At 59.7% G+C, this 13,973-nt stretch carries 12 protein-coding genes and 1 pseudogene; 1 reads left to right on the top strand and 12 read right to left on the bottom strand.

The genetic code is table 11. The features are described from left to right. Positions 1–352 precede the first annotated feature (352 nt). The 5 genes and pseudogenes from ACVWZM_RS21945 to ACVWZM_RS21925 form a co-directional block, all read right to left on the bottom strand. Complete coding sequence (locus ACVWZM_RS21945) at positions 353–1,903, bottom strand: pyridoxal phosphate-dependent decarboxylase family protein (protein WP_456854732.1); 1,551 nt, start codon at positions 1,901–1,903, stop codon at positions 353–355. A gap of 3 nt (positions 1,904–1,906) precedes the next feature. Beyond that, complete coding sequence (locus ACVWZM_RS21940) at positions 1,907–2,107, bottom strand: hypothetical protein (protein ID WP_456854730.1); 201 nt, start codon at positions 2,105–2,107, stop codon at positions 1,907–1,909. 12 nt (positions 2,108–2,119) lie between these two features. Then, positions 2,120–3,069: pseudogene (locus ACVWZM_RS21935) on the bottom strand (formylglycine-generating enzyme family protein). Between the two features lie 77 nt (positions 3,070–3,146). Further along, a complete protein-coding gene (locus ACVWZM_RS21930; protein ID WP_456854728.1) occupies positions 3,147–3,359 on the bottom strand; it encodes a hypothetical protein in 213 nt (70 codons plus the stop codon). 455 nt (positions 3,360–3,814) lie between these two features. After that, positions 3,815–4,066 (bottom strand): DNA -binding domain-containing protein, encoded by a 252-nt coding sequence (locus tag ACVWZM_RS21925; protein ID WP_456854726.1) that lies wholly within the window; start codon positions 4,064–4,066, stop codon positions 3,815–3,817. 230 nt (positions 4,067–4,296) lie between these two features. Between ACVWZM_RS21925 and ACVWZM_RS21920 the strand changes: the two genes are divergently transcribed. Next, complete coding sequence (locus ACVWZM_RS21920) at positions 4,297–4,581, top strand: helix-turn-helix domain-containing protein (protein ID WP_456854724.1); 285 nt, start codon at positions 4,297–4,299, stop codon at positions 4,579–4,581. A gap of 436 nt (positions 4,582–5,017) precedes the next feature. Here ACVWZM_RS21920 and ACVWZM_RS21915 read toward each other — a convergent pair whose 3' ends face one another. The 7 genes from ACVWZM_RS21915 to ACVWZM_RS21885 form a co-directional block, all read right to left on the bottom strand. Continuing rightward, on the bottom strand, positions 5,018–6,088 hold the full coding sequence (locus ACVWZM_RS21915; protein WP_456856737.1) for a xanthine dehydrogenase family protein molybdopterin-binding subunit: 1,071 nt from the start codon (positions 6,086–6,088) through the stop codon (positions 5,018–5,020). Next, positions 6,028–7,398, bottom strand: a complete 1,371-nt coding sequence (locus ACVWZM_RS21910; RefSeq protein WP_456854723.1) for a xanthine dehydrogenase family protein molybdopterin-binding subunit — start codon at positions 7,396–7,398, stop codon at positions 6,028–6,030. Before ACVWZM_RS21910 ends, ACVWZM_RS21915 begins: the two co-directional genes overlap by 61 nt. 1,087 nt (positions 7,399–8,485) lie before the next feature. Further along, complete coding sequence (locus tag ACVWZM_RS21905) at positions 8,486–8,638, bottom strand: hypothetical protein (RefSeq protein ID WP_456854721.1); 153 nt, start codon at positions 8,636–8,638, stop codon at positions 8,486–8,488. Beyond that, positions 8,631–9,482, bottom strand: a complete 852-nt coding sequence (locus ACVWZM_RS21900) for a Bug family tripartite tricarboxylate transporter substrate binding protein (RefSeq protein ID WP_456854720.1) — start codon at positions 9,480–9,482, stop codon at positions 8,631–8,633. The genes ACVWZM_RS21905 and ACVWZM_RS21900 overlap by 8 nt, the downstream gene beginning before the upstream one ends. A gap of 1,211 nt (positions 9,483–10,693) precedes the next feature. Further along, the gene (locus ACVWZM_RS21895; protein ID WP_456854718.1) at positions 10,694–11,455 is read right to left on the bottom strand and encodes a hypothetical protein; all 762 of its coding nucleotides are present in this window, start codon (positions 11,453–11,455) and stop codon (positions 10,694–10,696) included. A gap of 251 nt (positions 11,456–11,706) precedes the next feature. Beyond that, on the bottom strand, positions 11,707–12,849 hold the full coding sequence (locus ACVWZM_RS21890; protein ID WP_456854717.1) for a helix-turn-helix transcriptional regulator: 1,143 nt from the start codon (positions 12,847–12,849) through the stop codon (positions 11,707–11,709). Next, complete coding sequence (locus ACVWZM_RS21885) at positions 12,842–13,951, bottom strand: helix-turn-helix transcriptional regulator (RefSeq protein ID WP_456854716.1); 1,110 nt, start codon at positions 13,949–13,951, stop codon at positions 12,842–12,844. The genes ACVWZM_RS21890 and ACVWZM_RS21885 overlap by 8 nt, the downstream gene beginning before the upstream one ends. Between the last annotated feature and the right edge of the window lie 22 nt (positions 13,952–13,973).

Below are 13,973 nucleotides of genomic sequence, written 5' to 3'. Positions count from 1 at the left end.
GCGTCGCAGTCTTTCCTTGCGTTGATTTCTTGGCCTTTGCCATGTCGGGCAGCTCCTGCTCTGAAACTTGCCTCGGTGGGCAGCTTTATATAGACCAAATTTGGACTTCCGTTAAGTTCGTCAAGTCCGTAAAGTTAGATTAATTTGTTCATATTTCGTTCTCATTGTCGCAGGCTGGTGTGCATGGCGCGACCCGCGAATGTGAAGAACCACCTGGCACCAGCGCCGGAGCATCGATGTGTTAAACGACCAGGAGACGGCAACCGATCTGCTCTATTACGAGGCGATCGCCAAGACTGTCGTCAGTCTCATCCGGAATTTACCCGCTCGACAAGAAGACCATCATGAGTCGTCACTTGCCTGCTCCGACCAATAGCATTTCGTCCGGACGATCAGCGCCGGACCACAACTCTGCGCCGAGCTTGCCCGCGCAGGCTTCGATCGCGGCCAACACCGGGATGACCCGCTCTTTCGCGCATTCCGGATGCAGCAGGGTCAGCTTCAGAGCTGCGAGACCCCGGTAAACTGTCTTCCCGATGACTGCGATTCGATCATTCCAGAGGCGGCCAGGGAGCTGCCGATTGACTTCGTTGATGAGTGCGTCCGGTAGGCTCTGCCCAGCGGGTCGCCATCGGAACAATACGATATTGGTTTCGGGCCGGACCAGCAATTCGAGCTCCGTCGATTTCTCAATCTCCTCCGCGGCAAATTGCGCTTGCGCAAGCATCAGGTCGAGCAGTTCGCCCACACGTTCCCTGCCGAGCGCCCGCAGCGACATGAACACCTTCAAGGCATCGAACCGGCGCGTCGTTTGCAACGACTTCCCGACCAGATTCGGTCCGAGACTATCGGCCTTATCGCTCGGGCTGAGGTAAGCAATCGACCGGTCGAGGATCGACAGCGTCGCACGCCTGCGAACCATGAAGACTCCGCAGCTGATGGACTGGAACAGCAGCTTGTGGAAGTCGATTGAGACGGAATCGGTGAGTTCGACACCGCGCAAAAGCGGCGCGTGATCGCTCAGCAGCAGCGCGCCGGCGGCGGCAGCATCCAGGTGGACCCACACGTTCGCGCCGTGGGCCACACGCGTGCATTCCTCGATTCGATCGATTGAGCCGCATTCGGTGGTGCCGGCCGTCAGCACCAGCGCGATCGGACGATGACCTCCGTTGGCCTCGGACCGTATCGCCCGGTCGAGCCGGTCCGCGCTCAACTTGCCATCGCGCTCGGCCTCGATCGGCACAACTGCGGATTCGCCGAGACCCAGGATGTGGGCACTTCTGGCGACTGAGAAGTGCGCGAGCTCCGAGCACAGAATGCGCCACCCCCGTGCCTCGGCCGGCAAGCCGGATATCCTCACAGTATTCTGTTCGCTCGCCTGGGCGTGATCGCGAGCCAGCATCAGCCCCATGAGATTAGCCTGCGTTCCTCCACTCGTGAACACGCCATCACCGGCCGCGCCGAACCCCACGAGATCGCTCAGCCAGCGCACTACATGGCATTCCAAAGCCGTTGCAGATGGGCCTTGGTCGAACGAATCCAGCGACTGGTTGCTCGCGCTGATCAGAAACTCCGCAACCAACGACGGCAATATCGGCGCGGAATGCATATGCGCAACATAGTGAGGATGCGAGACTGAGACGAAGTGCGGCATGATCCGCTCGCGCACCTCCAGCATGACGGCATCGAGACCGCGGCCCGCGGCCGGGCACACGTCGAGCGACGCCAGCAGGTGCTTGAGCTGGTCAAACTTGATGCCGCTGGTCGGAGCAGATTGCTCGTCCCAACTTTCCATCACGTGATCGATGACGCGCTCCATGGCGTAGACGAAAGCGGCGCGGGTGCTTTCATTGGTCGCCGGGAACAGACCCAAGTGATGCGCTTCACCAGTGGTGCCGGGCACCTGTCAGCTCCTTACTGAACGCCCGCCCATCGCAACAGGCGAGGAGGCATCGGTTATGTCGGCGGCTGTCGCGCCTTGACGCGGCCCCTGGAAAAGGTCGCACAGCGCAAGACCAAGGGAGGAACGAACGGTCGTACGGAAACGGCTATTCCTGCGGTTGATCACCCGCTCCGTTTCGACGGTCTTGTGGTTGTCACTGCTCATTCAACACTCCCTCTACTTTTCAAACGGCGTTTGCGGTGGTTGAGAAGGGACGGGCGACCGCACCACGCAGCGAGAGCCGAGGTGACCGGTTGTCGCATCGATCGGCTCGGCTTGCCGAGCCGCGGGGCGATAGCGCCGGCAGTAGTTCGGCGCACAGAGATGCGAGCCCCCTTCAGGACCTTGCGCGGAATCCTGATCGCGGGCTGGCAGGGATCGTAGCTCGCCGCCTCGCGGCCGCCGCGCGGGTTCTGCGGGATGCAGCAGGGCTTCGCGGCGCCGGCCTCATGGCGGGCCGACCACCAGTCGGCGGTGCACTCCCAGACATTGCCGATCATGTCGCATACGCCGTATCCGTTCGCTGGGAATGCGGTCACCGGCGAGGTGCGATCGAAGCCGTCTTCGCAGAGATTCTGGATCGGAAAGCTGCCCTGCCAAATGTTAGCCATGTGCTTGCCGCCGGGCGTCAGGGCATTGCCCCAGGCGTACTCCTCGGCTTCGAGCCCACCGCGTGCAACGAATTCCCATTCGGCTTCAGTGGGGAGTTCCTTGCCTCCCCATTTGGCATAGGCGAGCGCGTTCGAATAAGCGACGTGGACGACGGGATGATCGCCGAGTACATCGATGTTGCTGCGCGGACCGTAGGGACGGCGCCAGTTCGCGCCCCGCATAAAGGTCCACCATTGGCCCAAGTCCCGCAGGTTGTGCACCCGGTGCGGCGGCTCAAACACCAGCGAACCGGCGTAAAGCATATGCGGCAGCGCACCGGGATAGTGTGCCGGATCCGGTGCTGTCTCGGCCACCGTGATGTGGCCGGTCTCCTTCACGAACGAGCGAAACAGCGCGTTGGTGACCGGGGTACGGTCAATCCAGAAGCCGTCGACCCTGACCCGGTGCGAAGGGGCTTCCTCCCGATAATGATGATCGGAGCCCATGCGGAACGTACCACCCGGAATCCAGACCATCCCGTCGGTCCGAATATCCCGCGGAGACTCAGCGCGCCCGAGGTCGATCTGGAAGATGGCGGTCCACCCGCATATGCTTATCGAGGACAGTAATCCCAGAAGTCCTGCGTCTTGGACGGATCGGTGTAGTACCAGCACATGCCCGGCGCCGGCGGCGCACCCGCCCATGTCGCCGCAGCCGCAGCTCCGACAAAGCCAATCGCCGCGCCCTCCGCCACTGCTCCCCCAATCGGCCAGCCATACCAGTCGGGTCGCGCCCACGGGCCAGGCCGCGCGCGTTTTCTTGCCATTTTTCACCTGCCGCCCGGATCCATCTGTTCTCTCTATGACGCGGAAATTCTACGCGGATCACAAACACGCTGTTCACAGCGTTGAAAGTTAGCGGCGACGTGACAAGAGGTCCGTCGGTATCGGCCGAGCAGGCGCCGTCCCTGCCTTATGTCACGCGCCGCTAACCTCACTGGCCAGCCACGGCCTCAACTTGCGATGGCAGCCATGCCTAAGGGAGGGAGGATGCCCCAGGCACGTCGAGGGTGTGCATTGTTCGTGCCAGCGAATACTCGAAAGTTAGCACCACTTTGTGCTCGCTTTGTCCGCATTCCGACATTTCACGACTGCAGCGCCTTCTCGCAGATCCTGATATCGCCGAGAATGATCCGGATCGGCACAAGTCCACCAAGGCCGCGCGGCATTACATGGCCGTCTCTATGCGCGCGGAAGCCGTCCTACACGGCCTGATCGAAGGTTAAGTCCAGCCGCTCCGCAAGAGCTGCCGATAACCGTGTCTGCTCATCCACTTGGCGCGGGAGAGATGGCTCTCATAGGCGCGGCGGGCGCGCTCCGGCTCGCGTTTGGAACCGATCTGCAGCACGACCTCCGCGACTTCCCGCCAGTCGGCACCGTCCGCATCCGCATCCAATAGACGCATGTAGGTAACGACGTACTCGCGGTCATACGGGGTCAGGGTCGGATCGCTCGGTGCAGCGTCGAATGGCATAGCAGTCTCCCGGCTCAAGCCGGCAAGGATCGCTGGAGATTGTGGGCTTTTTATAGTGTTCCTACAGGTTCCCCCATAGAGATTCTAACCTCTTTTAAAAGCACTTGCTCGATCGCGTTGCGAGCGTTGCGATATGTCGACCATGCGGTGTGCTGATGGATCGTGTGTCGACTCAAATAGTTGGATTATAGCCAGTGGTTTAAATATCCGGGCGCAGACATGATCGGCGCATGAAAGCTCGTGCTCTTGTGGCCCTAAATGTGCGTCGGATCCGCGTGGAGCGCGGCATTTCGCAACAGAAGCTGGCTTATGAGGCTGGGATTGACCGCTCCTACTTGGCGAGCCTCGAGCGGCAATCGAAAAGCCCGACAATTGATATCCTCGATCGCATCGCCGACGCGCTGGGTGTTCATCCATTCGAATTGGTTGTTCAGCATTCCAAACGCGCCAAAGCCCCAAATACGTTGCATGAAGGTCGTAAGCGCGCGCCTCTTAAACCGCCCAGGAGAGGATAGTTGATCGACACTTGGTCGCGCTCAGTTTCCGGCGAATGCCGCCTTGCGCGGTGTGATGGAGAATGCCGAAGGCCTCTGGCTGGAAGTTGTCTCCAAGGTTCCGCAGGCGTGCCTCGCTGACATGCTCGGCCGTATCGCCGCTCCTGCGGCTCATCGGCTATGCCATGAGATCCAGCTGCAAAATCGGAATGGCATCTGCGGCAGAAATCGTGGCCATTGCATTTCACGTTGGCGCCGGGAGCAACCAAAGCAGACATCAAGGCAGAACAGACACAGTTCAAGGCGAAATTGATCGAAGCCATGCGGTCCTACCTCACTATAGGAGCCGCAGCCGCACCGGCTCATGTGGAAATACCCACGACGTTCAACCGCGCGGTGTTCTTCGACTGGCGCGACGTCATGCGCGGAACGATGCGCCGCCGGCGGATGCGATCGACTACCGGTTCACCGTCGCCTGACGAATTAAGCCACGCAGCTTCGCCGGCGTCAGCGGCAAGAAATCCGCTTTCACTCCGAATGGCTTCAACGCGTCCTCGATTGCGCTGGCAATGGCCGGCGGGGCGCCCATCCTGCCACCCTCGCCACCGCCTTTGATCCCATATTCAGTAAAGGGGGATGGCGTAACCACGTGGCCAACCCGGATGTTCGAAGGCACTTCGTGGATGCTGGGCAGGATATAGTCGGCGAAGTTTGCGTTCAGGAATTGGCCATCGTCGGCATATTTGTACTCTTCATAGATCGCTGAACCGATCCCCTGCGCCGTACCGCCCCGAACATGGCCCGCGAGTGTCATCGGGTTCACGATCGTGCCGCAGTCATGCACCGCGACATAGTCGAGAAACTTGACCTGGCCGGTCTCAACATCAACCTCGACGACAGGCATGTGACACATGTGGCCCATGATCGGATAGAAGATGCCCAGATCCCTCCGGTCTTCCGACGGCATGGTTGTCAGCGGATGATCGTAGGTGCAGGAAGCATCGAGTCCAGTGTCGAATTCCGGCGTGTCCGGAAACAAGAGACGGAAGAAATGCGCCATCATTGCAAGATCGGCGATGGACTTCTCAACGCCTTGCCGCCCCTTGACCCTGATCTTTCCGTCGAACAATTCCATGTCGGAAGGGTCGGCGTCCAGCAGGTGAGCGGCGAGGAGGAATAGCTTCTTCCTGATCACTTGAGAGGCAGAGACGATTGCCCCGGCCACCATCACTGTGAAGCGACTTCCTCCCGGCCCGGTGCCGACGATGCCGTTGTCGGTATCAGCGTAGGTGACAGAGATATTTGCAGGATCGATGGTCAGATGCTCGGCCAAGAGCATGGTTGCCATGGTTTCCGGACTGTTGCCCCAGAAGGGGGCCTGCAGGGTAATCACGGCATTGCCGGTCGGATCGATCTTGACCTTCACCCCCTCGGGCGATGAAGTCAGCGCAAAACCGGCTTCGTGGTTCAGCATCCAGAATTCGGTTGCCGAAAAAACCGAGCGCTCCTGGCAGGTAGCAAGTCCGATTCCAATGTAGCGCCCTCCTTGCGAGCCTCTTCCTGCTTCTTCCGCCAGCCATCGTAGTCGAGCATCTGCAGCGCCTTATCGAGCACGGCGGGATAATTGCCGCTGTCATAGAGATTGCCGGTAGGGATAAAATAGGGAAACTGCTCGGGCTTGATGAAATTCCTGCGCCGGAACTCCACTGGATCGAGGTCAAACTCGGCACACGCCGCGTCGACCATTCTCTCCATGACATAGTTCGACACTTCCGAGCCGAAGCCGCGATACGCGCCCTGCTGGCATTTGTTCGTCATGACGGCGGTGATGTCCGCCTCGACACTGCCGATCTGATAAGGACCGGTGATCTGCGACAATGCGTTGCCGTGATGCCCGATACCGAACTGGAAGTAGGCGCCGTAGTCGTCAACGACCTTGCAGCGCATCGAGATCATCATGTCGTCATGATCGAGCGCCAGCTCGCAATCATAGAAGCGGTCCGAACCGTGATGGTCGCAAGCCAGGATGTTGTCGGCGCGGTCCTCAATGTATTTGACCAGTCGCCCGGTTTCGCGAGCCAGAACCGCCGAGATCACCGGCACCTTGTGAAGGAAAAGCTTTGAGCCGAAGCTGCCGCCAGCGATTGTAGGCACAATGTTGAGCTTGTGGACCGGTACACCCAGCGTGACCGCCAGAAGCCATCCCACATAATTGTACATCGAACTGTTCACGTGAATAGTGAACTTACCCGTCGCGCTGTCGTGCTCGCTGACGGCGCCGCAGGTCTCCAACGGCTGGGCACCCGACCGGGACCAGCGGAGCGAACGTTTGACAACCCGCTCTGCGCGGGCGAAGTCGCCCGCAACGTCTCCGAAAGAGAACTTGCGGTGCATTGCGACGTTGGTGTCGCCACGCGCAGGATGCAGAACGCCCTCCCCCGTCGCTTGCATCGCCTTGCGCGGATCGTTCATCGGTGGCAGCGGCTCGTACTCGACTTCGATCAGACGTGCCGCGTCCTCGGCGATATAACGGCAGTCAGCCGCGATGATCGCCACCGGCTCCCCGACATGACGGACACGGTCGATCGCAACACAGCGTTGTTCCAGAGGCGGGTTTGAAAAACAGGGCAACGGCCCCGTCGACCTCGCCACGTCCTCGCCTGTCATCACCGCAACGACACCCGGCAATGCACGCGCCGCGGAGGCATCAATCGATATGATGCGGGAGTGCGCATGGGGGCTGGGCAGAGTGGCCGCATGCAGCATGCCAGGCAGGCTCACATCGTCAGCATAGCGGCCCTGCCCGGTCAGAAGGCGCGGGTCTTCGACGCGCTTCATGTCGGTGCCGATCCACTCATCGAGATATGAAAGGGACGACCAGGGGCACCAATAACGAGAAGCACACCGAGAGCCCGCCCGGTTTTTTCCATGACCTCGGCGGCCATTCCCACTTCTTCTCGCCCGCAAACACGACGGCTGCGGTCCCCACGCCCCCCTTCCCTTCGAGATACGCTCGTTGACGAAAGATCGGCAAAGGTGAAGGCCTCTCAAGCTTTTGGCAGCCCGAGACAAGCACTACCGCCATTACCACCTCGGCGATGCGATGCGGATGCGGAGATCACGCCCGAGGACTCGCGAGGGGTTCAAGGAAAAGATTGTGCGGATGGCAGCGTCGCGCACCTTCGCGTCCAGGTCGCGCCGCCTGTTGTCCGGTTTGTCGTGTCTCGGACAAGGAGATGTACGGCCGGCGTGGCCACACTCTCTCGATTAAGCCTTTGAACAAAATGGAGAGCGGCTTATGTGGGGCGCTATCTGGCAGGGTTGGCACGTTCCTTGATTTTCTGTCTCTGCCAGGCGGAAGCTTCAGCTTCGCGCTTGCACTTAAAAAGGGGATAACAATGAAGGCCGACATATCAGCCTATGGTGTAACCGAATTAACTTCTGAAGAAGCATCTGCAACTTCGGGAGGAGTGTTTTGGGCGATCGTGGGAGTATTGGCTGGCCTAGCAGCATCCATTGCAGCCGGAGGCCTCCTCCCTGGAGGTAAATGACGCCAAGAAAGAGAATGCGGTTCTCGTGCGTCGTGGGATGTTGCCCGCTTCGGCGTTTGAACCGGAAGTCTACCAAGCGCGTCTTGGTCGGATGGAGTTGGGGCCCATCCGATCGAGCGCTCCTATGGCGCCCCTGGACGCGCCAAGCTGGAGTTCCAGCGGGACGCGCTCACTGACAGATTTGGCTTGGGGGTGCTGCGGAAAACGGCGAAGGTGGAAGTGAAGACGTTTCACGCTTTTCAGGCGCCTGGCAATTGGCATGACTCCTGTTTTTCTCTTTGCACAGCAGCAGGAGGAGCCCCGATTGCCCTTTACGCCTGCTGCTCCGCCGCGTGTATCGATATTGGTCCGTAAGCCCGCCTACTCGCTTGCCCTCACCCGCCCTCCGGCTTGATGCCGACCGCCTTCATGATCGGCAGCAGCCGTGCCTCCTCGCTGTCGCGATAGGCGGTGATCTCCTGCGATGTGGTCGGCCACGCGGTGGCGCCGAGGTGGACGTAGCGCTCTTGCAGCCAAGGGTCATTCAACGCCTTCACGGTCAGCGAATTGACCTGCGCGACGACCTCGCTCGCGATGTTCGCGGGGCCGATCAGGGCGGCCAGGAGGTGATTTCGTAGCCGGGCAAGAGTTCGGCCATCGCCGGCACGTCGGGAAGCTCTGGCAGCCGCGTCTTCGAGGTGACGGCGACCGGCTTGATCGCGCCGGCGTGACGCTCGGCAGCACGCCCGGCAAGTTGTCGAATAACAAATCGACATTGCCGCCGAGCAGATCGTTCAGCGCAGGCGCGCCGCCCTTGTAGGGCACGTGGCGGACATGAACGGCCGCCATCGAGTTCATCATTTCGCCGGAGAGATGCGGCGACGTGCCGAAGCCGGCGGAGGCGTAGGTGTATTTGCCCGGCTCCTTCCTGAACGCCGCGAGCAATTCCTTCAGGTCAGCGGAGAATAGGTCCTTCTTCGCCGTGAGGATGTTCGGCAATTGCCACATCCCGGAAATGAAGGTGAAATCCTCGCGCGGGCGATACCGAAGCTTTGCGTAGGAGCCGATCGCAAGCACGTTGGCGGCGATACCGCCGAGCCCGACCGTGTAGCCGTCTGGCGGCGCCTTCGCGATCGCATCGGCGCCAAGCACGCCGCCGGCGCCAGCCCTGTTCTCGACCACGAACGATTGGCCGGACACTTCGCTCATCTTCTGGCAGAGCAGGCGCGATAGCGTGTCGGTGGCACCTCCGGCCGGAAAGCCGTTGACGTAGTGCGTGGAGCGGGTCGGCCAAGCCTCTCCGGCGTGGCCGCTGTCCGCCGCAAGCCACTGCGCGGCGATCGAGGCGCCAAGGCCAGCGAGCATGTGACGGCGGTTTACAGGCAACGGCATTACTCTCCTCCGCTCAAGGCGTCTGCAGCGAAGACTCATAAACATATGGTCTTTAAGCATATGGTTTTGGTCAAGGCGCCTCCCATATGGGATATCACGCTTGCGCACCGATATCGCGGCGGATGCGCGCCTATCCGGCACAGCTAAAGCCACCCGATATGATTTCGCCTCATCTGGTCAATTCGGTCAGACGCTGATTTCGTGTAGTCTTCCGTTAAGCCGATGTCGCTTCGCAACCAATCGGATAAGGGAAATCCCTCGACTCTTCCGCGATCGCGCATGATTGCACGCACGGCGTAGCCAAGCAACGATCGGCGCGGCGAGCCGGCGTCGATTTCTAACGCGCGGTTTCTCCAGGTCGCCGCCGTTAGTCGCGACTGCTAGCATCGACCTGGATTGCTTTGCCATCTCCTGAAAAATTGCGACTCTTCGTCTCGCATGTTCTCGCGGTCAGGCCCTCTGGTGCTCGAAACTAAGACTGCCCCTAGTCTTTTCGTTGGCCGGCTGCTGCATATGTCGTCGGCCCCAGCGGGAAGTGGAACCAGGATTGAGGTGATATCGGCTCCTCAGCACCCGCGCATACTGCAGGGCTCTGCATCGGCGAACCCGAGTGGAGCGCTGCATGGCCTGCTGCACCCAACAATCAGGGAAAATGCGGCAAGGCGTGTCCGAGCAAACCAAGACCGAGGATAAGAAACGCCCCCGCACAGATCTGCACGGATCCTGCGTGTGACGAATGCAGATCTGCAATCGAGGCAAGTGCACCGCCGAGTAACATGCAGACAGCGCCTAGCGCTGCGAACGAAAGCGGACTGAACATGGATATTATCAAATTCAGGATCGAAGGTGCTCAAATCGCTATAGTCGGCAAGATGTCGGAGTTCTTCTTCTGGCGCCTCCGCGCAAGAAAGGGACATTCGTCGTAACCGTGCTGAGAACCATAAGGTGCCCGCCGCCGCTCACCCGTCGCTAATGCAGCGAGTGAGCGTCGCGGGTTGATTGACTCAAACTGTCCAGCGATGCATATCCCAATTGGGAGATGCCCTAGTCCAGTCCGCTGATGCTGGCCGCTCGGGAACAAAGCGACCATCACAGCCTTGGTGTTCGAGCACGGGTGCGAAGCGAACTGAAAGAGGCACCAAACGCGACTGCGGCATATCCCCTATAAGGAACCCCGCGATTTACACGGGGCTTCCTTGTAAGTGTGGGGCTTATGATCCGGGAAGGAAGATCCGCCGCGAGTACCAAGGGATCGCGGTAATGCTGATGAGTTGCTCTGAACCATCGAACAGAGGCGCAAGCTGGCGACCCGACGCCTTGAACGAAACTTTCCGCGCGCGATCTGTTCCTGTTACGGTGCTACGCACCACGTCCGCGGCTTGCTCATAGCGATATACGCGATAAAAATCTGGTTTGGCTCCTGAATAGACAAACGATTCGAAGTTGGCCCGTTCAGGCACGCCGCGGGTATATTGAACCTCGACCTGAACCGAATCTCCCCCGTTTGTCGTGAAGGACCATGACTCCTCGACATTCGTCATTCCGGCAACATCGCTGTGAGTCTTTCTCTCCAAGGCAGCTTTCGCGGAGACATAGTTGCCATAGGGGCCTGGAGCGTAACTCGCCGGCGAAAACAGGCCGCCGACTACCATTCGTACAGCCTTTGCCATCCCTTGCTTCTTGGCTGGTATGACCAGCACGGCGCCCCGAACCGCATCCACTGGCTTGCCATCGGCATCTTGAGCCAAGAGCTGGTCAATCAGGACGACTGAGAGATTGGATCCCTTGGACGGACCGGTATCGGGCGCCTCTATCTGCCAGCCTTCTGGCAGCATTTTTTGCGCGGCCGAGTCCGCTACCTTGAAACTAAGAACAGTCCGCACGTCTAAAGTGCTGCTGTACAGTTTGTCGCTTTCGCCTGCAACAGCAGGCTGAGCGAGAAGCAACAAGATCGCTAGGGCGCCTCTGTACATGGTCTCTCCTTCTGATCGATCCGGCATGTGTTCATGTCGCAAAGCGGACTTCGGATGTGGAAGGCCGATACCCCACTCCGCCCCTGTTTCCAATCAAGAGGGCCTGCCAAGGTCCGCAATCGCAAGAAGACAATGAAGCGTTAGATTCGGTTGATCACCTCCCATTTGGGATACGGCAAGCCGGATGCTAATGGTCACTCCATCAGTTTCTCTTTAATCACTTAAGTGACGGGGCTCGTCGGGCCGCACTTTCAACCGCACTGCAAAACCATCCTGCCCAAGAGCGCAGCCAATTCGCTCTGGCGCGACACTCCGACCTTGGAAAAGACGCGCTTAAGCACGACGCGGGCAGTTCCCTCGGCGATACCTAGCCTTTGGGCTGCTTCCACAGGTGAAAGCCCCGACCCAACGAGAGCCGCCACACGCGCTTCACCCAGGGTCAAGCCGAGAAGATCGCGGACGATTGCGGGATCCGCCTTGGCGTTGGCCACGGGATCGACCGCCAAAACGATCACGCGCGCATGCGTTAGAAAATCAGTTGCCGCATCCTGTAGGCTCGCGCCGAGAACTGGGAGAACATACAGAACGAGAGGTCGATCAGACCTTTCCCGGCGAACCAGGATAGGCCTGCTGGAGCTGCTATTTGGATAGACCGAGAGTGCCTGGTCGATTTCGGCCTCAAGATCCCGCTGCTCCGGCGGTCGGCCGGCGGAGAGCCGGTTGTTGATGATCGCCAAGCCGCCGCCGAGACGGCTGGTGGCTGCTGGATTTGAGAAGATGATCCGCTTGCTCGAATCGAGGACGAAAACCCCGATACCGATGCGCGCGAGCGCATCACCGAGCGCCAGCTTGGAGATGTCGGCATCAAACAGCCGCACGCTCAGGCGCAGCGCGTTTTCGGCGTGGCGCGCCAGGCGCGCGAGTACCTCAAGCTCCTCATCCGAAAACGGCGCTTCTGCCTTTGAACGCTGGACGCCGATCCAGACATCGATCAGCGGATCCGGCGAGATTCCGGCACCGGCGACCCAGCCAAGGCCATGCGGAATCAGAAACTGGGTGTAGATCGGATGCTCTTCGATCTCCTGGGGCGTCGCAAGATGGCGATCCGTGACCGCTTCCGTGCGCCTGACGTATCCTTGCTCCACAGCTCTGATGGCGCGAATGTCGTGGCGCCACCACTTCTCCTGGTAGGGTTCCTGGAGAGCGGCAAGCCTGGGTGAAGGGATTGTTCCAAAGGTGCCATCGTCCCGGCGCCACATCAGAACAGTTCCAACTGCTCCGAAGACGTCGGCGATGGCCTGCAACGCGAGCGGCCAATTGGACGGCTGCGGTGCGGAATTGTAAATGGCCTCGATCGCGGCAACGAACCGGCCATTCTCCGAAACGTTATCCATGTCCAGCGTCTTTTCTTCCGTTACGGTCCAAGGCACTTCCGGCCAATATGCCGACGAGTTCAGCTTGCCTGGAAACACCTGTCTTGCCGAAGACTGACTTCAATTGCTGCCTGATTGTGCCGACGGTCACACCTGACTTGATCGCCAAGCCCTCGATAGTGTCTCCCGCAGCAATTCCACGGGCAACTCTCGCCTCAGCGGGCGTGAGATCAAACAACCCTTGAATGACGTCGGGCGAGACGATCGCCGGTTGACTCACGTGGGTTACGATCAGCACGCAAGATGCTAAGCTGAACACATCATTGGCGGCGCCGCGCACCGGAACGACATGAACAATCAATGCCGACATTTCCTCTGTTGCTGCAACTGCAATCGAACGAAGCGTTCCCGAAACATGGCAACTGAGCTGCAACAGTGATGCATTCAGGAGGGTGTCCGCACGGCGATCGACGAGAGCGACGCGAGACGGTCGATCTTGGACGACGTTAGGGATAAGAGCATCGAACAGTTTGTTGGCTGCTGATATCCGATTCGAACGAGACAGGATCGCGCATGGCAGACCTATCAATCCCAGGACTTCGGCAGCAGCTTTGGCCCTCTCGAGACCCAGCCTGCCTGATAACACCGATGCGCGTGCGAGGTGCGAACGCAGTGGGCCGAGTGCGCTGATTGCCTCTGCGCTGACTGGCCCATCCGAAAATCTCCTCTCCCAGCTAAAGATCGCAACGTCCCCGCTCGGCGCCTGAACCACGGTCCCGGCGCACCAGCCCACTCCCTTGCGCCGCAAGTACGAATAGGCGGGATCGTTGTCCATCTCATCCGGGCTGAACAGATCGTAGTCCCCAACAAAGCCCGGATAATTTCTAGAGATCGCACGTTGTGATCGGGGGTTCAGCGCCGCATAGCCATCCGCAATGAAGTCTTCGTACATCTGCCGCAGAACAGGCGAAGCAACGTATCCCGAAAACTGCCTATTAGCGGTAAACAGTATTCCTCCAATGGATTTAATTGGACGTCCGATTTGATCGAAAACATCCTGCCATTTGTCAGGGACAACGGCAGCCTCATAGATATCGTCGATCAGTTGCTCGGTGATCTGCATTAGCGCGCCCCCAACCTAAGCC

The organism is Bradyrhizobium sp. USDA 4501, assembly GCF_054062115.1.
This window is presented reverse-complemented; position numbering and strand designations above follow the sequence as displayed.

Excerpts from the sequence above, each read along its gene's own strand:
- ACVWZM_RS21940 (WP_456854730.1), bottom strand. The coding sequence starts at position 2,107 with ATGAGCAGTGACAACCACAAGACCGTCGAAACGGAGCGGGTGATCAAC.
- ACVWZM_RS21930 (WP_456854728.1), bottom strand. The coding sequence starts at position 3,359 with ATGGCAAGAAAACGCGCGCGGCCTGGCCCGTGGGCGCGACCCGACTGG.
- ACVWZM_RS21925 (WP_456854726.1), bottom strand. The coding sequence starts at position 4,066 with ATGCCATTCGACGCTGCACCGAGCGATCCGACCCTGACCCCGTATGAC.
- ACVWZM_RS21920 (WP_456854724.1), top strand. The coding sequence starts at position 4,297 with ATGAAAGCTCGTGCTCTTGTGGCCCTAAATGTGCGTCGGATCCGCGTG.
- ACVWZM_RS21910 (WP_456854723.1), bottom strand. The coding sequence starts at position 7,398 with ATGAAGCGCGTCGAAGACCCGCGCCTTCTGACCGGGCAGGGCCGCTAT.
- ACVWZM_RS21900 (WP_456854720.1), bottom strand. The coding sequence starts at position 9,482 with ATGCCGTTGCCTGTAAACCGCCGTCACATGCTCGCTGGCCTTGGCGCC.
- ACVWZM_RS21895 (WP_456854718.1), bottom strand. The coding sequence starts at position 11,455 with ATGTACAGAGGCGCCCTAGCGATCTTGTTGCTTCTCGCTCAGCCTGCT.
- ACVWZM_RS21890 (WP_456854717.1), bottom strand. The coding sequence starts at position 12,849 with ATGGATAACGTTTCGGAGAATGGCCGGTTCGTTGCCGCGATCGAGGCC.
- ACVWZM_RS21885 (WP_456854716.1), bottom strand. The coding sequence starts at position 13,951 with ATGCAGATCACCGAGCAACTGATCGACGATATCTATGAGGCTGCCGTT.